This window comes from Micromonospora inaquosa (assembly GCF_003857055.1).
In the GTDB taxonomy this organism is placed as follows: domain Bacteria; phylum Actinomycetota; class Actinomycetes; order Mycobacteriales; family Micromonosporaceae; genus Micromonospora; species Micromonospora inaquosa.
In genome coordinates, this window is sequence record NZ_QGSZ01000198.1 from 73,456 (window position 1) to 98,395 (window position 24,940).

Genomic DNA, 24,940 nt, shown 5'->3' on the forward strand with positions numbered 1-24,940 from the left:
TCGCCGAGCGCCGTCCGGCCTACGCGTCATTGCGCGGCTACCATCCGGGCATGGATCGCGCGGCGGCCTGGCTGGAGACCGGCGACCAGATTGCCTCCATGGTGGGGGCTGCCGCCGGGGTCGCCGCGCTGCTCGTGGCAATTCGCGCTGAGCTCCGTGCCCGTGGAGCTACCGGTCGCCCACGCCGGTTGCCCTGGCCGTTGTTGACGCTTTGCGTCGCCCTGTTCGCCCTTCGTCTCGTTCCGGCCGTGCCGGCCTGGCTGGTCGAGCCGTCGGCGTGGGCGGCCTCGGCGGTGGGTGCGGCGGCGTTGATGGTCGCTCTGCGACGTAGCCGTCCGGGCCCGACTCCGGTAGTCAATCCGCAGATTATCGGGCTGACGCGGCGACTCAAAGACGATGGTGCCCGACATCGGTACCGATTCTTCGTCGGCTGGCCGGCGCCTGCATTGCCTGACGTCTACGTCCGACAGCGTCCCGCGCTCGGCGGCGTGAGTGTGGGGCAGCACCGAGCGCTCGTGAGCGTTGACGACGTGCTTACCAGTGACGGGCACGGGCTGTTGCTCGGCGGAGCCGGATCGGGGAAGTCCACCCTTGCCGCGACCGTTACGGCCGCGATCGCCAGTCGGGCGCTGACCGCCGGGGACTTCGGGACGCTCGCGATCTCGGTCACCGCCACCGACCTGGTAGGGCGGTCGCTGCTCGATGCGCTCACGCTGAGTTGCGCCCGCGACCTGGGTATCACCGTGGATGCCGAGCTGTTCGCGGAGCCGCCGGTGCCCGGCGGACGCTGGCACGTGATCGTCGACGGCGTCGACGAGGTGGTGAACGCCCACGATCGTTCACGCCTGCTCTGGGAACTGCGCAGCCTCCTCCGCGAGGGTGACGTCACTCATCGTTTCCTGGTGACGTCCCGCCCCCTGCCCGACGCCGAACTCGCCACGCTGAGGAATGCATGGGTCGCCGAGTACGAGCTGCGCCCCTTCGACCGGGCTGATCTCGCCGACTTCGCGCGGCGCTGGTTCACCGCTCGCCTGCCGCACGACCCGGAGGCCGCCGCGCGCGAGGCCGCCCTCTTCCTCACCCGGGTGGCGGGTGCCCGGCTCGGCCCGGTGGCCCGCGTTCCGCTGCTTGCCACGATTGCGGTGATGGTCTACGAGCAGGCCGACGGGGGTGCCCTGCCGGCCAGTCGCGCTCATCTCTACGCGAGGTTCGTCGAGCACCTCCTCGACGGCCGCCACGAACTTTCGGAGGCGAAAGCGTCCCTGGTGGATGCGTTGCAGGGACGGGGCCGTGCCGGCCTCGCGATCGCCACGTGGTTGAAAGACGACTTCTACGAGGTGATCGCTCGCATGCTCGACGCCGTCGGCGTGGCCCGCGTCGCCCAGCCGAACGCCGACCTGTGCAGCGCCGCCCTTGCCTGGCTTGACTCCAACGCGCCCCATCGTCTGACCGATACCGTTCCCGACGCCCGCAGGCAGACTGAGGACCTACTGCGTAGCACCGGGCTCTTCGGGATGCGGCACGGGCAGTTCGCGTTTCTGCACCAGAGTTTCGCCGAGTTCCTCTTTGCGCGGGCTATGGCCGGCAGGCTCGACACCGCGCGTTGGCGTGTCATGGCCGCCAACCCCGCGGCCCGCAGCCTGGCCGCCTTCGTTGCGGCCCGCCGCCCCGACGCGGATGCGATGGTCCGCTCTCTCGTAGCTGAAGAGGGCATCATCACGGCCGCCGACATGATTGCCGTCGGCGTTCCGGTAGACGACCCGACACGGGCCACAGTGCTGGACGGCCTTTCCGCTCACTTGGGCGACGACACCCCCACCGCGCCGGAAGCCCTGCGCGTGCTGCGCGAGCTGAGCGTCGACCAAGACGTACTGCGGCGTCTGATCGCCATGGCAGGGGACAATGACGTGCCGGAGTGGACGCGGGTGGTGCTGGCCGACGTGGTCATCGACGTCGACCGCCCGGTCGGCGTCGCTCAGCTCCGGCATGCTGCCGAACAGTTCGCGTCCGAACCGGCCACCTGGGCCGTGGACGCTCTGCGAGCCCGCGGCTTGCAGGTCGACCCGCGCACGAAGAACCTCTTCGGCCCCCCTTCCGGTCGGGAACGCGGAGCGCTCGGCGGCCTGGGGCGGCAAGCACTCTCCCGGCGGGCCGGTGACCCCGACTTCAGCGACATGCAGCGCTTGGTAGCCGCTGAGCGCTTGGCCCACGACGGTAGCCTCACCCCGTTACGAGCCTTGGTAGAGGAAGCCGGTGTGGGCCGGCTCGTCCAGCTTGCGGGCGGGAAGATTCTGGCCGACCTAGGTGACCTGGAACCGCTGGTGACGATGACCGCGAGACAGGAGGAGACCGCGGACACGGGGAGTGACTGGCTCCAATATCTCGCGGCGGCTGAGGTGTTCGCCCGCGACCAGACCCGTGGCGTGCCGATCCTGCGGGCGATCTTCGACCGGCACGAGCCGTTGCCTCGGACCTACGGCTGCGCCGCCCGTCTTGCCGAGGCGGGGAGCATCACCGAGCTGGCGAGTCTCGCGGCAGCGAATGCGACGGGCTTCTGGCGGGAGCCGGTCTCCCAACTTCCCTGGCTCCAGTCGCCTGCGGTCGGGGCGAATCTCTCTCGGGCCGCTGCTCGACGTCTCGCCGGTGAACCGCGCTCGGTCAAGCCCTGGGGCTACGAGAGGGGCTACGAGACAAAAGCCTGGGCGCACGTGCGGGCCGCAGCAGCGAAGCGCCGACACGCACTGCACGATCTCGCCGTACGGGGGAGGCCCAGGCGGGAGCTGCACGCGGCGACCTGGCTCGGCCGACACTTCAGCGACCCCGAGGAGCTTGAACGCGTCGTGGCCAACCCCAGCATGCCGGCCCGCTTCCGGGTGGCAGCCGCGACGTCCCTGGCGATGCTCTTCGGCCCCGCCGCGGACGAGCCCTTACGGCAGCTCGAACGTCATGGCGAACTGCATTACGAAACCGTCTGCGGGATCCCAGCGACGCCGATTCAATACACCTCCTTCATTCCGGCCGTGCCAGAGCGCTCGTTCGACCTCTGCGCAGCCCTGGCTGGTGACCCGGACACGCCCCGCTCGCTGCGCGCCGCGCTGACGCTCCTTCTGCCATTCGGCGACTCGGCCGATCGGCTCGCCCGTATCGCGGACAACCCGGCGATGAGTTTCCGAGCCCGTTTCGAGGCGATGAATGCCCTCGTCGGGTCAAGCCCGCAGGTGGGGCGTCGCTCCCTCTCCACAATCGTGCGTGACCACGACCTGCCTAATCCGCTTGTATGGTTCCTGCTGCTCAAAATCTTCCTCGGCTGGAATCTTGACGTGAAACGTCTCGGCTGGCTCGAATTCGAAACGATTGCCCGTCGGATCGAGGCCATCGGGAACGCCCCGTCTCCGCTGCACATGCTCTGGAGGACCGCCGTGACGGTCATGTTCAGCCACCCCGCCCTGGACCGCGTGGCGTCTGGCGGGCACTGACACCGGTCATGCCATCACCTACCGGTGCAGCAGACCCGGCGGCCCGGAGACCGTCCCGCCACACGCGACCGGGCGCCGGACCGTCACGATCGCGCCCTCGACCGACCTCGCCGGGCCGAAAAACCAGCCGCTCAGGGTCACCGACGTCGATGAGGCGCTCGCGCGCGCGGGCGCCGGGAGCAGCCGTACCGGACCCGAAGGTCAGGCCCTCATCCGGGGCCACCAAGAGGGTTGTGGGGGCGAAATATCGGCGCAACTTCCGGACACAAGGAGTGCTGAAAAGACACAGCTGTACAGGCGGTCGACATTGTCACTAGGCCGTTCCAACGGCTAGTCTGTGCCGATCCGGCGATCGAACTTCGCCGAAACTTTCGACGAGGCTACCGTTACGGAGAACCGAAAATGACGACCGCAACACAGAGTCCGGCGGCGGCCGGGCCGCACGGCGGCGAAGTGCCCGGCCGGCTGATCCGAAACCCGATCCTTCCCGGCTTCAACCCCGACCCGTCGATCTTGCGCGTCGGCACTGATTACTACATAGCCACGTCGACCTTCGAGTGGTACCCGGGCGTTCGGCTGCACCACTCGACCGACCTGGTGCACTGGCGCCCGCTCGGTGGCGTCATTACCGAGCGGCGGCTTCTCGACCTCACCGGAGCAGGTGACTCCAATGGTGTTTGGGCGCCCAATCTGTCCTATGTGGACGGTGAGTTTCATCTCCTGTACGCCGAGGTGGCGAGCTTCGCCAGCGGGTACTGGGATCCGCAGAACTACCTGGTGACCGCGCGCGACCTCGCCGGGCCGTGGTCGGACCCGGTGATGCTGCATGGGCGCGGATTCGACCCGTCGCTGTTCCACGACGAGGACGGCACAACCTGGATGCTGTCGATGGTTGCCGACTGGCGGCCGGGCCGCAATCGGTTCGCGGGCATTCAGATCCAGCAGTACGACCGCGAGGTCCGTCGCCTCGTCGGCACCGAGCGCACAATTTTCCACGGGACCACCGCCGGCGTCACCGAGGCTCCGCACGTGTACCAGAAGGACGGCTGGTACTACCTGCTGACCGCGGAGGGCGGCACGTCCTGGACGCACCAGGCGACGATGGCCCGCTCCCGTAGCCTGTTCGGGCCGTACGAGGCCCATCCGGACGGCCCGCTGCTCACCTCGTACGGCCGTCCCGAGCTGGAGCTGCAGAAGGCCGGTCACGGCAGCCTCGTGTCCACGCCGGACGGGCGTTGGTACCTGGCCCACCTGACGGCCCGGCCGTACACCCCCCTCGGCCGGTGCGTGCTCGGCCGGGAGACCGCCATCCAGGCGGTGCAATGGCCGGAGGGGGAGTGGCCGCGCATCGAGGACGGGATACCGGCGGTGCTCGTACCCGTGCCGGGCGACGCTGAGCCGGCAGAGGATCTGGCGGAGGAACGGGACGACTTCACCGCGCCGGTGCTCGGCCCCGAGTGGTCGACGCTGCGCCGTCCCGCCACTGCGGACTGGGTCGACCTCACGTCGCGGCCCTCGTTCCTGCGGATTCACGGCGGCCAGTCGCCGGTCGGCCGGTCGCGTCCGAGTCTGGTCGCGCGCCGCGTGACGTCGAAGCAGTGCGAGCTGACCGCACACCTGCACTTCGAGCCGGCCAACTACCGCCAGCTCGCCGGCGTCACCGCCTACTACAACACCCGCAACTGGCACTACGCCTATGTGACCGCCGACGACGAGGGCCAGCCGGTGCTGGAGGTGATGTCATGCGACAACGGTCGGCGTGTCATCCACGACGCGTGCCGCGTCGACCTGCCGAGCGCGGGTGACATCACGCTGCGGGTCACCTTCGACGGCCCGCGTCTCACGTTCGCCTATCAACTGGCCGGCGAGGCGCGCTGGGTCGACCTGCCGGCAGACCTCGACGCCACCATCCTGTCCGACGAGTACGCCGCGACCCTCGTGGATGGCGAGCCTGAGGGCTGGGGCTTCACCGGCGCGTTCGTCGGCCTGTGGGTTCAGGACCTGGGCGCCGAGGGTGTCTACGCGGACGTCGACTGGACGTCGTACCGCCACTGGTGAGCAGCCGCCGGCGCGAGCGCAGCAGCCGCGCCTGCCCGCGCAGCCGGGCGTGCGCGCCGTCCAACGGCGCCACGCCCGGCTGCCCGTGTTGCCGCGTTCAAGGGACTGGAAAGGGGGGTGGTGCGTGGACATATAGTCGACGTACGTCGATCAACTGAACGGGGGATCACCGTGACGACACAGTTGTCCAAGGCCGCCGCCGTGCCGGGTCCGGTCGGGCATCCGCTCCTCGGCATGCTGCCGGCGCTCCGCGACGACCTGCTGGGATCGATCCTGGACGGCTTCCACACCTACGGCGACGTGGTGGCCTACCACGTCGGACTGCCTCGGGGGCCACGTGCCGTCAGCGTCGACGTGGTGAACGTGCACCACCCCGACGGTATCCATCAGGTCCTCACCACGCCGCAGGTCTTCAGCCGTCGCGCGAGCGCGTACGAGATCCTTCGGGAGTTCATCGGTGAGGGCCTGCTGACCAGCGACGGAGACCATTGGCTGCAACAGCGGCGGACATTGCAACCGCTGTTCACGCCGCGCCGGGTGGCCCGCTACACCGAGTTGATGGCCGAGGAGGCGGCTCGCGTCGTCGACGACATGGCGGTGACGGCGGGATCCGTCGTAGACCTGTACCAGGTCATGCAGCGCTACACGATGCGGGTGGTCGGCCGGGCGCTGTTCGGCGACGACATCGACGAGGTCGTCCCCCGTCTGCAGGAGCTCATGCCCATTCTGGGTGACCTCGCGCTGGCCCGCGCCCTGCAGGTCGTCAAGCTGCCGCTGAGTTGGCCGACTCCGCGGTCGCGCCGGATCACGCAGGTACGCACGGCCCAGTACGAAATCGTCGACCGCATCATCGCCGCCCGCCAGCGGGTGGGCGACGAGGAGAACGAGGACATGCTCAGTCGGCTGTTCGCGGCCAAGGATCCGGAGACCGGGCAGTCGCTGTCCATGGAGGAGATCCGGGACCAGATCCTGGTGTTCCTGCTCGCCGGGCATGAGACGACCTCGGCCGGGCTGGCCTTCACCATGCACCTGCTGGGTCGGCACCCCGAGGTGCAGGACCGGGTCGCTGCCGGGATCGGCACGGGTGACGAAGAACTGGTGCGAGCTGCGGTCATGGAAGGGATGCGGCTGTACCCGCCCGTCTACAGCATGGAGCGGATGACCGAAGCGGACGTCGTCGTCTCCGGTCACCGAATTCCGGCCAATACCAAGGTGGTGGTCGCTCCCTGGGTCACGCACCGGCATCCGGAATTCTGGCCCGACCCGGAGCGCTTCGACCCCGACCGGTTCCTCGGGCAGCAGGACCGGCCGCGCTACGCCTACTTTCCATTCGGTGGCGGGCCGCGCAGTTGCATCGGGGAACACTTCGCGCTGCTGGAGATGACCGTACTGCTGAGCGCGTTGCTCGCCCGTTACCGTGTCGCCGCGCCCGATGAGCGGCCGGAGGTCGTACCGATGGTGACTCTGCGTCCGGCTGGCGCGGTCCGGGCCACACTGACCGTCCGGTGAACTGATGCCCTGGCTGATCCGGACAGGATCAGCCAGGGCACCGGTTCGGTTCCGACGTCCGGCTGTCGCTACGTGACTCGCGTCCCGTCACCCGTCGCGACGGGCATCGGTTCAGTGGCGGGTGAAGCGGCAGCCACCGCGGCGGGCTGAGGGCCGGCGGCGGGTTGCCGGGATCTGGCGAACCGGCGCATCATCGGCCGTTCCACGCCGATGTGAAGCAACGATGCAAGGCCGAGCGTCACCAGGTAGGCGCTGACCATCACGGCCAGCGCTGCGGCGACGCCGAAGCCACTCGGGGACATGTTGCCGGCGCCGTAGAGCACCAGGATGTGAAGGAGGTAGAAGGCGAAGGAGGTGTCGCCCAGCCAGCCGGCGACCCGCCCACGCAGCGGTGAGCGGTGCCCCTCGACGTCCGCCCGCGCCGCGGCAGCCACCAGCAACGCGAGCGGGATGACCATCGCCGCGACCACCGAGTAGAGCAGCGGCACGACCTCCGAGATGCCGTAGAAGGCCAGCGTGACAAGCGCGGCGGCGGGCAGGCTCACCCTGATCCACAACCCTCGCATGACGAGTTGGGCGATGACGATCCCGAGGACGAAGTCCAGCATCCGGATCAACGGAAACTGTTGGACGAACCAGAACTGCGGAAATGCCGCGTCCGCGTAGGTGTACGTCGGCTCGGCCGGGAGGAACGCCGTGGAGAACGCGGGTGCGACGAGCATCGCGGCGACGATGCCGCCCGTGATCGACCAGAGCCAGGCGGCGGAAAGCCTTCGGACGCCGGCGAGCAACCACGGGAACGATGCGTAGAAGAAGATCTCGCAGCTCAGCGACCAGCTCGGCGGATTGACCCCGTTGAAGATGAACTCGTTCGGAATCCAGCTCTGCACCAGCGTGATGTTCGCCAGCGTTGGCCAGAGCGGCGCGCCCCCTCGGATCAGAACCATGAGAACGATGAACACGGCACAGACGACCAGGTGGTTCGGCACGATCCGGGCGGCCCGTCGACGCCAGAACCGGCGATTCGGCTCGTGGTCGGGAGCCGACCAGGTCAGGACGAAACCGCTGAGGATGAAGAAGAAGCCGAGCGCGGCGGATCCGGTACGGCTGAGAACGGCGTACCACCAGTCGTCGATCCGCTCGTCGGCGAAGAACCCGAACAACGTCGTGTGGGAGAAGAAGACCGTGACCGCGGCGACCCCCCGCAAACCGTTGAGCGTCGGCAGTTGCCGGGCCATGCGTCCTGCCTGCTGTGTCATCGGCGGCCACCCTCCGTGGTTTCGGACATCTCCTGTCTGCGTACCGGCCGGCGCGTCCGGAACGCCTCCTCCGCGATGTCGGCCGCACGCCGCACGCCGTCCAACTCCGCGATCCGGCGTTGGTAGTGCTGCGCCTTCGCGCGGTAGGCGGGGTCGCCGCTGACCTTGTCGATGGCGGCCCGTAGCCGCGCCGGGGTCACCTTGTGCACCGGGATGAACTCGCCAGCGCCGAGGTACTTGAGCCGGGCGGCCACGCCCGGTTGGTCGTTCCCCACCGGCAGCGCGACCATCGGTACGCCATGGGCAAGCGTTTCCAGTGCGGTGTTGATGCCGGCGTGCGTGATGACCAGAGACGCCCGCGCCAGCAGGTCGAGCTGTGGCGCGTACCGGACCACTATCGGGTTTCCGGCGAGGCTCGTCGGCGGCTCGACGTCCGTGCTGCCGAGGGAGATGACCAGTTGCGCGTCAAGCCCGGCACAAGCCTCGGCGATCGCCTGGAATATGTGCGGGAGGCGGTTCTGGAGGGTACCCATCGACGCGTAGATCAACGGACGGTCGTCGAGCTGATCCCACGGGAATGACACCGGCTCGGTGCTGTCCTCGTCATGGAACGGCCCGGTGTAGTGGAACGAGTCCGGCAGGCGGGTGCGGGGGAAGTCGAAAAACGGCGGTTGCTGGGTGATCTGGGCAAGATCGGAGCCGTCGTTCACACCGTTGACGGGCGGCAGGCCCCACGCGGCACGACTTTCGTTGATCCGTTGCACCACCGGCCGGATGACCCGGGCGATCACCTGGTCGCCCAGCATGTTGCGCACCCGCGCGAGCAACGAGGGATGGTACGGCCACGCCGTCATGAACGGTGGCACACCGGGCTCGGTGTTCAGCGCCAGCGCGTTGCACACGTTCACGACCGGAATGTCGAGGTGTTCCGCGACGGAGTTGCCAGCGCCGTAGACCTGGTCCACCAGCAGCGCGTCCATGCCGTGCCTCTTCACCAGGCCCGGCAGATCTCGCAGGAGAACCTCGACCTCGCGCACGTACCCCCGGACGATGAACCGGATCGCGGCCAGGCCGGTCAGCCGACCCTGCTCCTCGGAGAAACGGGCCAGTGAGCCGACCGGAAACTCGCGCTCGCCGATCGGTGCGAAGGCGAACCCGGCCGTGAACGATTTCGTTCCAGCGTCCGGCAGGGAGACCAGGGTGACCTGGTGACCCCGCCGAAGGAGTTCTCTGCCGAGCGTGGCCATCGGGCTGAGTTGCCCGGTGTAGTCGGGAACCACGAGTCCGATGTGGAAGGTGTTCGGGGCAGGCACGTGTCGCTCCCTCGCTGGGTTCATACCACCGTCGTCAGGGACGACGGATGTATCGAAAACTCGGCCGGGGTGTATCCGACGATCTCGCCGTCGACCTCTACCGGCAGCGGGCTGTCCGCGTCGACGCCCACGGTGCGGACCTCCTGCCGGTGGATCGCCGGATGCCCCTCGGCGGCACCGCGGAACAGCTGCCACATCAGCCCGGTCACGCCGACGCGGCCCACACCCGCCACCCACACCGCGTCCAGGTAACCCGCCCGTGGCGGCTCCGTGCGGCCGAAGGTCAGCCCACCGGCGAAGTACGGCACCTTGAGTACGGCGAGATTGGTGATGCTCCGGTTGGACGGTTCGCCGTCGAGCTCCAACCGCACCGTGACGGGCCGCCAGCGGGCCAGCGTCCGGATGCTCGACGCCGTCTCGGCGAGTTGGAGGTTGAGCCGCTTGAGCACCCGGTTGACCGGTGTCTTCTCGGTGAACCGCTGCCCGATCACGCTGATCAGCCCGACCGTGCAGCTGACGAGAAAGTACCGGTGGTCCCGCGTGCCGTCGGGCCGGGTGAAGGTCACCAGGCCGACGTCTGTCTCCCGGTCACGGGTGCGGTCGAGCAGGCCACCGAGGTTGGTGACCGGCCGCAGGCCGCGAGCGAAGTCGTTGCAGGTGCCGGCCGGCACGTACGCCAGCCGTACCTTCCCCCCGCCACCCTCCAGTACCCCGTTGGCGACCTCGGACAGCGTGCCGTCGCCGCCGATCGCCACCACGGTGCCGTACCCCTCCTCGACCGCCTGCCGTCCGAGGGCGATGCCGTGCCCGGGGTGGCGGGTGGACCAGCACTCCGCCTCGGGCAGTTCCGCGGCGATCCGCTGGACGATCGTGCGCCGGCGCTGGACCCCGGACGCGGGGTTGATGATGCAGACGACCGGGTCGTTCTCATCGGCTGCCATGCGCCTGCTCCATTTCCAGTTCCGCCATGGCGTGGCTCAGCGCCTCCGCGAAGCCGTACCGGGGTGAATAGCCGATCGACCGGATCCGACTGACGTCGTACCGCATCCCCCCGGCGACGGACCGAACCGCGTAGCGGGTGAGCAGCGGCCGGCCGGATCTGACCCCGATGCCGGCCATCCCGGCGAGTTCGGACACGGCTCCCGCGGCCAGGGCAGCGCTGAACGGGATCGAGGAGGTCGGCGGCCTGGCCCTGATCCGTTCGGCCACCGAGGCGAACAGCTGCCCCAGGGTGAGGCCGTACGAGTCACCGACGATGAACCGGCCGCCGGCGCAGCTGGGAGTGGTGCCGGCCAGCACGATCGCGTCGGCCAGGTTCGCGCTGTACGTCAACTCGATCGGTGGTGCGCCGCGGTCGAACTGGACGAGCTGGTTGGCGCGCAGCCCGCGCACGAGCTCGGGCAGGAAGTTGCGGTCGCCGGGGCCGAAGACCCAGGCGGGGTAAACCACAGTGACATCAAGACCGTTCCCGTGGTACGACCACGCCAGGTCTTCGCCGGCAGCTTTCGACAGTGGGTACGGGTATCGCGGCACCCGCCGCGGTGATGCCTCGTCGATGACCTTCCTGGCGTTGAAACCGAAGACGTCGACGGTGCTCAGATAGACGAATCGGGAGACGCCGCAGCGCCGCGCCTCGTCCAGCAACGCTCGGGTGCCGTCCCGGTTCACCTGCCAGATGCGCGGGCCGGGTCGCCAGTCGGTGAGATCGGCGGCCGCGTGCACCACGAGGTCGACGTCCGTGCAGGAACCGCGCAGCGACTCCGGGTCGGTCAGGTCACCGAGGTGCGCCGCGTACGTCGCGTCGTCCGGAGCGGGTGCCCGCACCAGCCCGCGTACCGACCAGCCCTCTTCCCGCAGGGCGGCGGCGACCGCGCGGCCGACGCAGCCGGTGACACCCGTCACCAGCGCGAGACCCGACCCCATCATGAACCCCCCGCCAGCAGGGCACGCAGATCGGCGAGCAACGACCCGGCCGGGTCGAGTGCCCGCATACGCAGCAGCAGGTTCCGCAGCTCCTGGCGCTGGCCTGACTCGTCGAACAGCAGCAGCTCCGGATCGGCGACGAGCTGTCCGACCGGGAGGGGAGACAGTCCGCGTTGCGACAGCGCCCGGGAGCACGACTCCGCGTCGACGGGATCGACCGCGTACAGCAGCTCGAATTCGCCCCACTCGGCGGCAGCCGAACACCACCGGGGCAGGCGCGCCGAGTCGGCGACCGCGGAGACGATCGGCGCGTACACCTCGTCGCGCAGCACCACCTCGGCCCCCAGGCCGTTGACCTCGGCGAGGCTGACCGCCGCGCTCAGCAGACCGTCGCTGGTATCGATGCACGCCCGGGCGTAGCGGCGCAGCGGCTCGCACGCGGCCACCCGCGCCTCCGGCAGCCACGGCTGGCCTACCCCCGTACCGCCCAGTGCCAACGCACGGAATCCGACCGCGTTGCCGGCTCCGATCGGACCGGTCACATACAGCGCGTCGCCGGGCCGAGCACCTGTCCGGCTCAGGACGGATCCGCGTGGGACGGTTCCCAGGGCGCACGAGGTGAAGCTTTCCTCGTTGGCCCAGTTGGTGTCACCGCCCACGATGTGGCAGCCGTACCGCTCGGCGGCCTCGGATGCGCCGCGCCCGAATTCGCGGGCATCATCGAGGGACCAACTGTCCCGGCGCAGCGAGCAGGAGACCAGCACAGCGACCGGGTCGGCGGCCACCGCGGCAAGGTCGCTCACGCTGACCGTGGTGGTCAGCCATCCCTTCGCGTACGGCGTGGTGGCGGTGGCCAGTTCGGCTCCGTCGTTCAACGTGTCGACCGTAACCGCCAGAAGCCCGGCGGCACCCAGGTCGAGGAGTTCGGCATCGGCCTCGAAGGCGTTGTTGAGTTGCCGTGGCGATCGGACCATGCGCTCGCGCATCGCCATGATCAGGCTGCCCTCGGCCGCGTTCAGAAACAACGGGTTCCCGGCGATAGAGGTCATGTCACGCCTGCCGGGAGGACTGGGTCGCACGCAGCGTCAGCTCCAGGTAGGCCATCATCGGAACGGCGACGACGAGGAAGAGCGTCGGTCGGTGCAGCGCGCCGAGCGACAGGAAGAACAGTGTGGTCGCCCGGATGAACCAGACCAGTGCCTCGTACGCCCGGGTCTCTGGCGCCCGGTTGAGTGTCACGAGGCTCTGCGTGAAGCCGAGCGCCGACGCGATCAGCAGCACCCAGCAGACGATCTCGGCGTAGGCACCCGCGCTATCGGCCTCCGCCACAGCGGCTGTACCCGCCGCTACCACCGCCACAATCGGAAATACCACGGCAATCCGGCTGGAGGCCCTGGTGCCGATGGCCACCGGCAGCGTGCGGTAGCCCGCGACCCGGTCGCCCTCGATGTCCTTGAAGTACCCGACGAGGCAGAAGCCGCTGAACGTGACAGCGACGAGCGCCGTCTGGAACCAGGTCACCGCCGGGATGTCGAGCCAACCTGCGTCGGGTCGGACGGCCACGGCGCCGAGTACCGTGAACAGCGCCATGTCCACGCCGTTGACGAGATTGCCCAGCATGGGGATGCGTTTGGTCCAGGAGTAGACCAGGTGCCCACCGATCGCGATGACACTCCACAACGCCAGCGTCGGTGCGACCACGACGGCCACCACCATCAGGGCCGCGGACAGCGTGAGCGTCAGCGCCAAGCCGATGTGGGGGTTGATCAGCCCGGTGACGAACGGGCGGTCCGGCGCATTGACCGCGTCGGCCTCACGGTCGAACCAGTCGTTGATGACCACGCCGACGCCGTATCCCAACGTGCAGAACAGCAGCCCGATCACGATACTCGCGGCGTTGGCCCCGGCCGGTGGCGCGGTCATACCGACCAGACCTGCCGACAGCGAGAAGGGCACGAAGTGCAGGCGCCACATCCGCGCCCATGCGACCACCAGGTCCCGGGTCCTGACTGTGGGTTCGAGCTGGTTGACGGTCATTGATCCTCCAGGGACATCAGGTCGCCGACCTCGGCGAAAGCGGCGACGACGCGTTTGAGCTGCTCCGGTGTGTGCGTGGTGGAGAAGCTCGCTCGCAGCCGGGGCGAAGCCGCCGGGGGGATGACGGCGTTGACATACACGCCGCGGTCCAGCAGGTTGCGCCACGCGAGCAGGGTCTGCGGTACGTCGTCGAGCCGTACCGACACGATCGGCGTCTCGCTCGGGACCGGGTCGTAGCCCAGGGCCGTGAGCTCCCGACGCACATACGACGCGTTCTCTGTCGCCTGCTGGCACAGCCACGGCTCGGCCTTCAGGATGCCCAACGCGGCGTACGCGGCGGCCAGGCTGGCCGGTGGGGCGGATGCGCTGAAGATGAGGCTGCGCGCGTGGTGGCGCAGGTACTCGATGACATCCTCCGGGCCGAGCACGGCACCGCCGATCGACGCCAGCGACTTGCTGAACGTGACCGTGACGAGGTCGACCTGATCGGTGACGCCGAAGTGCGCGCTGGTGCCCCGGCCGTCGGCCAGCACGCCGATACCGTGCGCGTCATCGACGAGCAGGCGGGCCCCGTACTGCCGGCACAGCCGTACCACCTCGGTGAGCGGGCACAGATCGCCGGCCATCGAGTACACCCCGTCCACGACCACCAAACGGCCGGCGTCCGAGGGGCTGGCTGCCAACTGTCGCTCCAGGTCGCCCATGTCGTTGTGGGCGAACCGTCGGGTCTTGGCCCGGCTCATGCCGCCGCCGTCGTAGACCGAGGCGTGCGCTTCGCGGTCGAGGATGACCACGTCGTGACGCGACAGCAGCGATGCGATCACTCCGACGTTTGCCTGGTAGCCGGTCGGAAACACCAGTGCCGCCGGCATACCGACGAAGTCGGCCAGCTCCTGTTCAAGTTTGTCGTGTAGTGGCGTGTTGCCGTTGAGCAGCCGCGAGCCCGTGCGCGACGTGCCGTACTCTTCGATCGCCGCCTGCGCCGCGGCTTTCACGCGCGGGTCAGAGGTCAGCCCGAGGTAGTTGTTCGAGCCGCACATGAGGATGTCGCCGTCGAGTGTCTGCGCGACGGTCGCGTCGTGCCCCTCGAAGGGAATGAAGTACGGGTAAAGGTTGGCTGCGCGAGCCTCCCGGCTCTCGGTGTATGACTGGCAGCGACCGAAGATATCAACTGTCACCACGGTTCGCGAAACCCCTCTCATCTGGTGCCCCGTGTGCATCGGGCCGTTCGACGGACCTGCTGTTCCAGTAGTCGGCACAATCGCTCTGGACAGTGGCGCACCGGCGATCGATATCGGCCAGCACGTAGCCGCTGTGTGGAGGGAGGTGGCCGGTGGTCTCTCCCACCGCTGGCGCCGCCAGCTCGCGGGCTGAGCCGGCCCAGGGACGCCGCGGCTGGACTCGGTGAACCACGGCGCGAGGGCGTTCCTCGTCCCCGGCAGGTGGTGGCCGCCTGGTCGTAGAAGACGGCCGGAGGCGATGTTGATGCCCGGCCGGGCCGTCCCGCCCGACGAGCGACGGCACCGACACGGCTCCCGGCCTTGGATACGCCGCCGGATGCGATGCCGGCCGTTTCGCCGGCATCGTCGTCTGACCATTCTGGAGTTCGGGTGCGAGCCGGGCCACCGCTGTCTGCAATTCGGTCCATGGTTGCCGAACACTGGCCGACATCAGGAAAATGGGCTCATGCGGATCGGCGCTAGCCTTGTCGACCTGTTCCGCAGCTTGTTCCGCAGCATTCCTCGGGAACCAAGGCGAAAATCCAGGGATGCGGCGCTATAGCAGTGCAGGAAAAATGGCGTTGCGGTGGCAGCGCAAGGATCATTAGCCCCCCGTTCCGCTGTCTGCATTCACCAGCGGCGATCGCTTGACGATCTCTCTGGAGCAGGATGCTACGCCGGATCCGCAGCGCGAGTCCAGTCCACTTTGGGCGTCGGATCCTCCCGGCCGCCGCGCCCGCGCCGCCTTCCAGGTGGCTTGTGCCAGGTGGCAAGCGAGAGGGCGAGACCAAGGGCTATCTCAGCCCGTTGGGCAAGATCAACGAATAGTCGTCAGTGAAAGTTGTCTCACACCATGGCATCGAGGTGGCTCGCTGCTGGGTAATCGGCCGGGATGGCCGTGAGCGCTCGCCTTTGTCCGATTTGGTGGTGGTGGGAGTGACCTGCGAACCTCCGAGTGGATGTGGATAATGGTCGATCGTGGCGCATCGCAGCAGACTCTTGACCATCCTGATTGACGTACCACGCGGTGAGGCAGCCGCGGCTGCCGCCTTCTGGTCGGAAGCCCTTGGCGTGCCTGCACGGACAGTTCCCGACGAGCAGCAGTTCACCTCTCTGCACGGCGCACTGCCCGGGCTGGTTCTGGCGGTGCAGGCCGTGGATGACCAGGCTCGCTACCACGTCGACATCGAGACCGACGACGTTGAGGCGGAAACCCGCCGGCTGGTCGCTCACGGCGCCGTCGAGATCGGCCGCTGGTTGGAGTGCGTCACCTTACGGGCCCCGGGCGGTCACCTCGTGTGCGTCATTCCGTCCCACACCGATCCGGAGACCTTTGAGGCTCTTTCTCAGGCGTGGGAGTAAACGCTCAGATCACGGGTTGGTCGCGGTGCCGTCGTCGCAATGCACCGCGCGGCGGCCCACTTAGCCGATACTTGCGAACCGGCCGACTGGGCTCCATCGTCTAATGCGTTCCAGGTGCTTTCCGACGTGACGGCGATGGTCATTTCGGTCTCGAGGAATCCTGGTGCCACAGCGTTCACCGTCACGCCGCGTCATCCCAGGTCGCGAGCCTCCATGAGATGTTGACGGCGCCGCCCGAGATTGGACCTGTCTGTTTCGAACGTTCAATGGAAGCAGCTCTTTCCGGTCGCCGAAGAACCGTTTCCGTGCTCGGCTCACCGGCCGCGAGCCGGCTAGGATGTCCAGAACAGCGAAAAGGCCCGGATGAAGCTCACCTACGGTGAGGCGGCGTGGTTCGCCCGGTGGGGCAGTGGACCCGTCGTCATGTGAAAGGCCGGTCACTGTCACGGCTCGAAGTTCGGACGAGTCGACTCCGGTCCCCGGTCCAGGCCGCTTCGAGGATCGCGGTCAGGCTCGCGGTGTCGGTCGGGCCTGGATGATTCTGGATCAGGCGGGTGACGCCACTGGCCATCTCGGCGAAGCGTGGGAGGTCGGCGCGTGCCACGCCGATGTCCGCCAAGGTGGGAGGGATGCCGATGTCGGCAAGGAGCCCGTCGAGCCAGGCGAGGAACGTATCGGCGGCCTCAGTATCCGAGGCGTCGGTCACGTCGAGCCCGCACACCCTGGCGAGGATGGCCAACCGGTCGCCGATGGCATCCCTGGCCGCGTCCAACGCGTAGGGCAGCAGCAGCCCGACGCCCAGGCCGTGCGGCGTGTGCGTGGCCGCGCCGATGGGGTACTGGAGAGCGTGCGGGGCCCCGTTGCCCGCATGGGAAAACGCGAGCCCGGCGAGCATGGACCCATAGGACATGTCCGCGCGTGCCTCCGTGTCGCCTCCGTCCCGGACAGCACGACGCAAGCTACGGGCGATCCGCTCCGCGGCCAGGAGCGCGTAGTGGTCGGTGATCGGGTTGCGGCCGAGGAAGACCTGCTCCACCGGGTCGCGCGGTCCGTGGGGCCGGGGACGCGCGGTGTAGCTCTCCACCGCGTGGCAGAACGCGTCGATGCCGGAGTGGGCGGTGACGGTCGAGGGGCAGGTGTAGGTGAGTTCGGGGTCGACGATGGCGAAGTCGGGCACGATGTGGACGCTGGAAACGCCCACCTTCAGCTCGCGGTCCGGGTCGGTCAACACCGAGACGGGTGTGAGCTCGGAGCCGGTGCCTGACGTCGTCGGGACCGCGACGAGAGGCATCGTCGGCCCCGGCACCTTCGACTCGCCGTAGAAGTCGCGCGGCGATCCACCGTGGCGCCGGATGACGCCGACGATTTTGGCGAGGTCGATCACCGTGCCACCCCCGATGGCGAGGATCACGTCGGCGTCCACCTTGGCGGCGGCCGAGACGGCCAGGGCGACATCGGCGAGTGGCACGTCTGGTGTCGCATCGGAGAACACCTCGACGACGTCGACCTTCTCCCGCACGGCGGCCACGATCTCGGCCACGCCCGGCTGCCCCAGAAGGACCTTGTCGGTCACGATGAGGACTCGTGAGCCACTCTCGGCCACCACTCGTGGGATGTTCTGCGCGACCCCTTCGCCCACTATCAGTTGGCGTGGTCCGCGGACGGTCTCAAGCATGTCAGTGCCTCTCCGGAACGTCGGCGTTATGGGTGCGCGGGGCGCGGTGATCCTCGGCGGGCGCCCGGAGCAGCAGGCCGGTCACGGTAGGTCGATCGCCGCGTAGGTGACGTCGAGGTATTCCAGGATTCCCTCGTGCGACCCCTCCTTGCCGATCCCGGACTGCTTCACGCCACCGAACGGAGCTGACGGGTCCGATATCAGGCCACGGTTGATGCCGAGCATTCCCGTATCCAGCCCTTCGGCGAACCGGAGCGCCCGCTGAAGGTCACGGGTGAAGACGTATCCGACCAGGCCGTACTCGGTGTCGTTGGCCTTCGCCATCACCTCGTCGTCGGACGTGAACGAGATGATCGGCGCCACCGGGCCGAAGATCTCCGCCTGCAGCATCAGCGCATCCTCGGGCACGTCGACGAGGACTGTGGGCGGGTAGAAGTGGCCCGGCCCATCCGGACGCTCGCCGCCCACCAGGACCCGGGCGCCGCGATCCACCGCGTCGGCGACGAGCTCGTCGATCTTGGCGACCGAGGCCTCGTCGATCAACGCGCCGACGTCCACGCCGTCGTCGAGACCATGGCCCACCGACAGCGCGCCCATCCGCTCGGCGAAGCGCGCCGTGAACTCCTCGCGCACCGGTTCCTCGACGTAGATCCGGTTCGCCGCGATGCAGGACTCCCCGATGTTGCGCATCTTGGCCACCATGGCACCGTCGAGCGCGACGTCCAGGTCGGCGTCGGCACACACGATCAGGGCCGCGTTGCCGCCCAGTTCCATCGAGGTGCGCAGCACGTTGTCCGCGGCCTGCCGTAGCAGCACGCGCCCGACCTCGGTCGACCCCGTGAACGAGAGCTTGCGGGTCCGACTGTCGGCCAGCAGTGCGGAGACCACCTTGCCGGCACGCTTGGTGGTCACCACGTTGACGACGCCCGGGGGAATACCGACCTCTTCCATGATGCGGGCCAGCAACAGCATGGTGAGTGGCGTCTGGCCGGCCGGTTTGGTGATCGTCGTGCAGCCCGCGGCCAACGCGGGAGCGATCTTGCGGGCGCCCATCGCCAACGGAAAGTTCCAGGGCGTCACGAAGGCGCACGGTCCGACGGGCTTCGGGACGGTGAGGATGCGGTATCCACCTGAGGGGGCGGTGTTGTAGCGCCCCTCGACACGCACCGCCTCCTCGGCGAACCAACGGAAGAACTCGGCGCCGTAGGCCACCTCTGCCCGAGCCTCGGCGAGCGGCTTGCCCATCTCGAGCGTGATCAGCCGGGCGACCTCCTCGGATCGCTCGGTCAGTGCCCGGTACGTCGCGGTCAACAACTCTGACCGTTTCCGCGGCGGGGTGGCCGCCCACTCCGTCATTGCCGTGCTCGCCGCGTCCAGCGCGGCGAGCCCGTCAACGACGTCGGCGTCCGCCACCTCGGCGATGGTCTTGCCGGTGGCCGGGTCCTCGACGGCAAAGGTGGCTCCGCTTGCGGCGTCGCGCCAGGCGTCGCCAATCCGGAGCCGCCGGTGCTCGGGGGCCAGGACGTTCATCGGGTCACTCATTGCGTCGCCTCCTGTGTTGCTCTTGGTGATGTCCGGCGTGCCCCGGCGATCGCGCGGTGCGCGTAGACGGACGGGCGCTCGATTGCCACGTGTGGGCGCACGGTGCCGTCGCCGCCCGGCGCCGTTACCGCCCCGCCTCGGACAGCGACACCCCGGTGCCCGCGTCGAACAGGTGCGCACGGTCCAGGTCGACAGTGACCGACAGTCGCTCGCCCGGCGTACCGCTGACGGTGGGTCGTGCCTTGACCTTGAGGATCTCCGTCCCCACTCGGACGTCGACCACCGTTCGGTCACCGAGAGGCTCAAGCCCGTAGAGCTCTCCCGACAACGACGCGTCCCCGCGCTGCTCGACGGACAGGTCCTCCGCGCGCAGGCCCAGCAGCAGCGCCTGACCGTCCTCAGCCGTGGCCCAGCGGGGCCGCGGCAGCGTCCAGCCGTCCGCACCGACCAGGCGATCTCCCTCGGCGTGGCAGGTGAGCAGGCTGATCGGCGGGCTCCCGACGAATCCGGCGACCCACTGGTTGGCGGGACGCTCGTACACCTCGGTCGGCGTTCCGACCTGTTGCACCTTCCCCTCCTTGAGGACCGCTACCTGATCGGCCATGGACAGGGCCTCGACCTGGTCGTTGGTCACGTAGACGAAGGTTGCTCCGAGGCTCCGGTGGATGCGGGTCAGCTCGGTGCGCATCTCGACCCGGAGCTTGAGGTCGAGGTTCGTCAGCGGCTCGTCCATGAGAAACGCGCGCGGGCTACGGACCAGTGCCCGGGCCAGGGCGACCCGCTGCATCTCACCGCCCGACAACTGCGCGGGACGACGCTGTAGCAGACGTTCGATGTGCAGCAGGCTCGACATCTGCTCGACGGCAGCGGCGATCTCGCTCGACGAACGGCGGCGTGCCCGCAACGGCGAGGCGATGTTCTCGTACACCGTGTGTCGCGGGTAGAGGGCGTAGCTCTGGAAGACCATGGCCAGGTCGCGTGCGGCCGGAGTGTCACCGGTCGCATCCCTCCCGTCCAGGTGCACAGACCCGGCGTCAAGCTTCTCGAGGCCGGCGATCGCCCGCAGGGTCGTCGTCTTTCCTGCCCCGGAGGGCCCGAGTACGACGAAGAACGAGCCGTCCGGCACGTCCAGCGTCACCCCGTCCAGGGCCTGGACCTTGCCGAAGGACTTGCGCAGCCCGTGCGCTGCCACGGTTCCCATCAGGCCACCAGCTCTTCCGTGCTCACGTCGTAGACCGCCGGGGCTCCGCCGGTGTGCCGCAGCCCGACCTTTGCGTCAGCGGCGAAACGAATAGTCGGTGGCATCCGAACCCGGACGTCACGCTGGCCGTCGTGGTCGACCACGTAGATGATTTCGTCGCCCAGCCACTCCGCCGAGACCACCCGGGCCGGGATCGAGCCTTCCGCCCCTGGCGCGGTGACCTCCAGCGCCTCCGGCCGGATGCCGGCGACCAGGCGACGGTCGCGCGGCAGGCCCGGCGGTGGCGTGAGGCCCAGTCCGCCGGCACTGCGCAGCTTCCCGTCGGCCACCTCGACCTCAATCAGGTTCATCGGCGGGGAGCCGATGAATGCGGCGCAGAAAAGACTCGCCGGACGGTCGTAGACCTCCAGTGGCGTGCCGATCTGCTCGACGCGGCCCTTGTTGAGGATGGCGATCCGGTGACCGAGCGACATCGCCTCGACCTGGTCGTGGGTGACGTAGACCATCGTCGCCCCCAGTTCCCCCTGCAGGTGCTTGATCTCCGTGCGCATGTCCGCCCGCAGCTCCGCGTCCAGATTGGTGAGGGGTTCGTCCATGAGGAACGCGCGCGGTCGTCGCACCAGGGCGCGGGCAAGCGCGACGCGCTGCTGCTCCCCGCCGGACAGCTGGCGTGGTCGTCGGTCCAGGAGAGGACCAAGCCGCATCAGCCGGGCGGCCTCGTTGACCCGCTCGTGCACCTCCGGCTTGGGCAGTCCCTCGGCCCGCAGTGGGAACGCCAGGTTGTCGCGGGTCTTCAGATGCGGGTAGAGAGCGTAGAACTGGAACACCATGGCGATGTCGCGCTCGGCGGGCGGCAGGTCATTGACCAGCGTTTCGCCGATGTGGATGTCGCCCGTCGTCTGCCTCTCCAGGCCGGCGATGGCCCGCAGCGTGGTCGTCTTGCCGCAGCCCGACGGGCCGAGCATCACGAACAACTCGCCGTCGCCGATGGACAGGTCCACGTGGTCAACCGCGACCGTCCCGTCCGGGTAGCGCTTGTGCAGCGCGGTCACCTCGATGCCCGCCATCAGCGTCGCACCGCCCCGAGCGTCACACCGGCGATGAGGTGCTTGCGCACCAGGTAGGCGAAGACGAGCACCGGTAGGGCGAACACCACGGAGGCGGCCGCCACGAGACCCCAGTCCGTGGTGGTGCCACCGATGAGGCCGGCGATGGCGGGTGGGGCTGTCCGCACGTCGTCGCTGGAGGTAAGGAAGATGGCGAACACGAACTCGTTCCACGAGAAGATGAGTGCGAAGACCGCCGTCGCGGCGATGCCAGGCACCAGCAGGGGAAGGGTGAATTTCCAGAACGCTTGCAATCGCGTGTAGCCGTCGAGCATGGCGGCGTCCTCGTACTCCGCGGGCACCTCGTCGACGAACCCCTTCATCATCCAGATCGTGAACGGGACGTTGAACGCGGCGTAGATGAGGATCAGGCCGAGCTTGCTGTCGATGAGTCCGGCTTGGCGGTACATGAGGAAGATCGGAATCACGATCACCACGGGCGGCATGAAGCGGGTGGACAGAATGAAGAACAGCTGGTCCTTCTTGGCCTTCACGGAGAAGCGTGAGTAGGCCCAGGCCGCCGGAACCCCCAGCACGGTGGCCAGCACCGTGGAGACCCCGGCGACCACCGCGGAGTTGAGGAACGAGACGGACAAGGCTGAGCGACCGCCGCCGGGGGCGACGAACACGTCCTTGAAGTGGTCCATGGTGACCTTGAAGCCGAAGAACTCGGCCGGAATGGCGTAGACGTCCCGATTTTCCTTGATGGACGTCTCGATCATCCACAGGACCGGGAAGAGCATCACGACGGCCAGCACGGTCAGCAGCACGACCTCCAGCACGGAGCGGCCCCGGCCGCCAAAGCGGCGCGCGGGGGGCGCGTGACCCCGGGCAGGACCTGTGGACACGGCCTCGTCGACGGAGACGGCCATCAGTCCTCCTTGAGCTTGTTCAGATAGCGCAGGTAAAGCTGCGTGAGGACGATGACGACGAGGACCATGAGGATCCCGTACGCCGAAGCGGTTCCGGTGTTGAAGCCCAGGAACGCGACCTTGTAGACGTGGAACGACAACGTCTCGGTGGAGACACCCGGGCCACCGTTGGTGAGGATGTAGACGAGGTCGAACAGCCGGAAGGCCTCGATGGCCCTGAACAACACGGCGATGAGGAGCAGCGGCCACACCAGCGGCAGAGTGATGGTGCGGAACCGGAACCACTCGGAGGCCCGGTCGATCGAGGCGGCCTCGTAGAGGTACTTGGGAACCGCGGTAAGGCCCGCCAGTGCGATGAGCATGATGAACGGAGTCCACTGCCAGGTGTCCACCACGATCAGGGAAACCAGTGCCGTCCGCTGCCGGGTGAGCCACTCCACCTGCCCCAGGCCGAGCGAGCCGAGCATGCTGTTGATCACGCCGAACTGCGCGTCGAGCATGAATCGCCAGAACAGCCCGACCACTACCGGCGACAGCATCATCGGAACCAGGAACATAGTGGTCAGCACTCCTCGCCCGTGCGTGCGCCGTGAGATCAGGTAGGCGATGCCGAAACCGAGCACGGTCTGCAGGCCGACCGCGCCGCACACGTAGATCAACGTCGTCAGGGCCCTGGTGTGGACCTGGGCCGACGTCAGGATGGCGGTGTAGTTCCCGAACCCGATGAAATTGGCGGGCCCCCCGCGGGTGGCCGAGTAGTCGGTGAACGACAGGTACAACGCCCACAGCAACGGGAACACCGACATGGCGAGCAACAGCAGCAGCGCGGGGGAGATGAAGGCCACGGCGAGCCCGCGGTCGGTCAGCCGGCGGGACCGGCCCGGTGCAGGCGGCGTCGAGGACGCCTCCTGCACCGGGCGGTCGGTCGTCAGAGGGACAGGGTCACTCACAGTCCGTCGCCGCCCTTGCGGCTGCCGGAGTCGAGCACGCCCTGCTGCTCCTTGGCGATGTCGTCGAGCGCATCCTTCGGCTTCTTCGCGCCGTTGAGAGCCGCGTTCACGTTGGTGTTCTCAATGTCGACGAGGCGCGCGTACTCGGGCACGTTCCACATGTCCCGCATCCGCGGAACCGAGTCGGTGTACACCTGGTTGAACGGCCCGGCGTTGAGGAACTCGGGCGACTCCAGGGCATCCGTACGCGATGGCACACCACCAGCCGCGGCCCACTTCTTCTGGACATCAGCCCGCTCGAACCACTCCATGAAGTTCAGGGCCTCCGCCTGGTTTGCCGCGGAGGAGTAGGCCGACACGTGCATCCCCATGCCGCCGAGGGGGACCAGGTTCGTCTTCTGGCTCGGCAGGGTGGCAAAGCCCAACTTGTCGAGAATCTGCTCCCGCGTGGTGCCGAGCGTCGACTGCTTCGGATCGAGCAGGCCGCCGCTCGCGGCGATCCAGTTGAACGCGATGCATGCCTTGCCCTGGGCGACCGCCGCGTTCACCTCGTCGATGAACCAGTTGCCGGAGCCCTTGGCGGTCAGCGGCTTCATCTTGTTGACCAGGACGTCCATCGCCTCCTGGCCCGCGGCGTCGTTGAGAACGCCGTCGATCTTGCGTGCCTTGGCGTCCCAGAGGTTGCCGCCGTAGACGCCGTTGACCGTGTTGTAGGTGACGGCCGCGGCGTCGGAACCGTTGGCCTGGTGGAAAGCCAGCCCGCTGACGCCGGGGTTGTCCGCCTGACACTTCTCGGCGACTGAGATCATCTCGTCCCAGGTCTGCGGTGGCTTGTCGCCGATCAGGTCCTTGCGGTAGATCATCGTCCAGGTGTCGCCGAGCAGCGGCAGTCCGTACAGGCTGGCGTTCTCGTCGCGCTTGCCGGTCTCCGCCTGGGGGAACTGGCCGTAGGCCGCCAGGAGGTACGGGTTGTAGGCCTCGACGTCGATGTTTTCCTTGACGAAGTCGGTGATGTCGAGGATGTTGCCGTTCGTCACGGCCTCGCCGATGTGCTGCGAGTCGAGGATCGCGATGTCGAAGTCGGTCTTGTGCGCGGCGAACTGGGTGAACATCGCGTCGTGCCAGTTGGCGTTCGGCACGGTGTTGACCTTGATGGTCGCGTTCGGCCGTTCCTTCTTGTACTCCGCGTTCGCGAAGGCTTCCAGTGCTTGGGCTGGGGGCCAGTCGAACCAGATGAAGCTGAGGGTCAGCGGGTCCTTGGTGAGCTCGGGGATGGTCGCCGGTGCCTTCGGGGCGCCCGCTTTCGCGTTGTCGTCCTTGCCGTCGCCGCAAGCCGTCGCGGTCGTGGCCACCAGCAGCATGGCCGCCGTCGCCAGCTGCACCTTCCGAGCTGTAACCGACTTTCGTCCCATTCGGCTCTGATATCGCATCTTTTGC

18 protein-coding genes are annotated in these 24,940 nt (G+C 68.2%); 4 read left to right on the top strand and 14 right to left on the bottom strand.

Annotated elements, in window-relative coordinates:
- The first annotated feature begins 50 nt into the window (after positions 1–50).
- The 3 genes from DLJ59_RS13770 to DLJ59_RS13780 all read left to right on the top strand — a co-directional run bounded on the left by DLJ59_RS13770 (position 51) and on the right by DLJ59_RS13780 (position 7,043).
- Positions 51–3,476 carry an NACHT domain-containing protein gene (locus DLJ59_RS13770; protein WP_124772903.1) on the top strand — a complete coding sequence of 1,142 codons (3,426 nt, stop codon included), beginning with the start codon at positions 51–53 and terminating at the stop codon, positions 3,474–3,476.
- 402 nt (positions 3,477–3,878) lie between these two features.
- Positions 3,879–5,534: a glycoside hydrolase family 43 protein gene (locus DLJ59_RS13775; protein WP_208648675.1), complete on the top strand. Its 1,656-nt coding sequence runs from the start codon at positions 3,879–3,881 to the stop codon at positions 5,532–5,534.
- A gap of 171 nt (positions 5,535–5,705) precedes the next feature.
- Entirely contained in the window at positions 5,706–7,043 is a 1,338-nt protein-coding gene (locus DLJ59_RS13780; protein ID WP_124772904.1) for a cytochrome P450, read from the top strand.
- A 68-nt stretch (positions 7,044–7,111) separates the two neighbouring features.
- On the opposite strand, the gene DLJ59_RS13785 is transcribed toward DLJ59_RS13780, so the two are convergent.
- Genes DLJ59_RS13785 through DLJ59_RS13815 form a run of 7 tightly spaced genes read right to left on the bottom strand, consistent with a single transcriptional unit; the run spans position 7,112 to position 14,756 of the window.
- Entirely contained in the window at positions 7,112–8,302 is a 1,191-nt protein-coding gene (locus DLJ59_RS13785) for an acyltransferase family protein (protein ID WP_124772905.1), read from the bottom strand.
- A complete protein-coding gene (locus DLJ59_RS13790) occupies positions 8,299–9,615 on the bottom strand; it encodes a glycosyltransferase (RefSeq protein ID WP_208648676.1) in 1,317 nt (438 codons plus the stop codon). Before DLJ59_RS13790 ends, DLJ59_RS13785 begins: the two co-directional genes overlap by 4 nt.
- Before the next feature lie 20 nt (positions 9,616–9,635).
- The gene (locus tag DLJ59_RS13795) at positions 9,636–10,556 is read right to left on the bottom strand and encodes a diacylglycerol/lipid kinase family protein (protein WP_124772907.1); all 921 of its coding nucleotides are present in this window, start codon (positions 10,554–10,556) and stop codon (positions 9,636–9,638) included.
- The gene (locus DLJ59_RS13800) at positions 10,543–11,541 is read right to left on the bottom strand and encodes an NAD-dependent epimerase/dehydratase family protein (protein ID WP_124772908.1); all 999 of its coding nucleotides are present in this window, start codon (positions 11,539–11,541) and stop codon (positions 10,543–10,545) included. Before DLJ59_RS13800 ends, DLJ59_RS13795 begins: the two co-directional genes overlap by 14 nt.
- The gene (locus tag DLJ59_RS13805; RefSeq protein WP_124772909.1) at positions 11,538–12,587 is read right to left on the bottom strand and encodes a thiamine-phosphate kinase; all 1,050 of its coding nucleotides are present in this window, start codon (positions 12,585–12,587) and stop codon (positions 11,538–11,540) included. Before DLJ59_RS13805 ends, DLJ59_RS13800 begins: the two co-directional genes overlap by 4 nt.
- 1 nt (position 12,588) lies before the next feature.
- Positions 12,589–13,575, bottom strand: coding sequence for a UbiA prenyltransferase family protein (locus tag DLJ59_RS13810; protein WP_124772910.1), 987 nt, complete (start codon positions 13,573–13,575; stop codon positions 12,589–12,591).
- A complete protein-coding gene (locus DLJ59_RS13815) occupies positions 13,572–14,756 on the bottom strand; it encodes an aminotransferase class I/II-fold pyridoxal phosphate-dependent enzyme (RefSeq protein WP_208648677.1) in 1,185 nt (394 codons plus the stop codon). Before DLJ59_RS13815 ends, DLJ59_RS13810 begins: the two co-directional genes overlap by 4 nt.
- A 1,017-nt stretch (positions 14,757–15,773) precedes the next feature.
- On the opposite strand from DLJ59_RS13815, the gene DLJ59_RS13820 reads away from it, so the two are divergent.
- Positions 15,774–16,157 (top strand): VOC family protein, encoded by a 384-nt coding sequence (locus DLJ59_RS13820; RefSeq protein ID WP_124772912.1) that lies wholly within the window; start codon positions 15,774–15,776, stop codon positions 16,155–16,157.
- A 421-nt stretch (positions 16,158–16,578) separates the two neighbouring features.
- Here DLJ59_RS13820 and DLJ59_RS13825 read toward each other — a convergent pair whose 3' ends face one another.
- The 7 genes from DLJ59_RS13825 to DLJ59_RS13855 all read right to left on the bottom strand — a co-directional run bounded on the left by DLJ59_RS13825 (position 16,579) and on the right by DLJ59_RS13855 (position 24,885).
- The gene (locus DLJ59_RS13825) at positions 16,579–17,832 is read right to left on the bottom strand and encodes an iron-containing alcohol dehydrogenase (protein ID WP_124772913.1); all 1,254 of its coding nucleotides are present in this window, start codon (positions 17,830–17,832) and stop codon (positions 16,579–16,581) included.
- Between the two features lie 81 nt (positions 17,833–17,913).
- A complete protein-coding gene (locus tag DLJ59_RS13830) occupies positions 17,914–19,374 on the bottom strand; it encodes an NAD-dependent succinate-semialdehyde dehydrogenase (protein WP_124772914.1) in 1,461 nt (486 codons plus the stop codon).
- 124 nt (positions 19,375–19,498) lie between these two features.
- Positions 19,499–20,575 (bottom strand): ABC transporter ATP-binding protein, encoded by a 1,077-nt coding sequence (locus DLJ59_RS13835; protein ID WP_124772915.1) that lies wholly within the window; start codon positions 20,573–20,575, stop codon positions 19,499–19,501.
- Positions 20,575–21,642, bottom strand: a complete 1,068-nt coding sequence (locus DLJ59_RS13840; protein WP_124772916.1) for an ABC transporter ATP-binding protein — start codon at positions 21,640–21,642, stop codon at positions 20,575–20,577. Before DLJ59_RS13840 ends, DLJ59_RS13835 begins: the two co-directional genes overlap by 1 nt.
- A complete protein-coding gene (locus tag DLJ59_RS13845) occupies positions 21,642–22,553 on the bottom strand; it encodes a carbohydrate ABC transporter permease (protein WP_124772917.1) in 912 nt (303 codons plus the stop codon). Before DLJ59_RS13845 ends, DLJ59_RS13840 begins: the two co-directional genes overlap by 1 nt.
- Positions 22,553–23,503, bottom strand: a complete 951-nt coding sequence (locus DLJ59_RS13850; protein WP_124772918.1) for a carbohydrate ABC transporter permease — start codon at positions 23,501–23,503, stop codon at positions 22,553–22,555. The genes DLJ59_RS13845 and DLJ59_RS13850 overlap by 1 nt, the downstream gene beginning before the upstream one ends.
- Complete coding sequence (locus tag DLJ59_RS13855) at positions 23,500–24,885, bottom strand: extracellular solute-binding protein (RefSeq protein WP_244236008.1); 1,386 nt, start codon at positions 24,883–24,885, stop codon at positions 23,500–23,502. The genes DLJ59_RS13850 and DLJ59_RS13855 overlap by 4 nt, the downstream gene beginning before the upstream one ends.
- Positions 24,886–24,940: the final 55 nt, after the last annotated feature.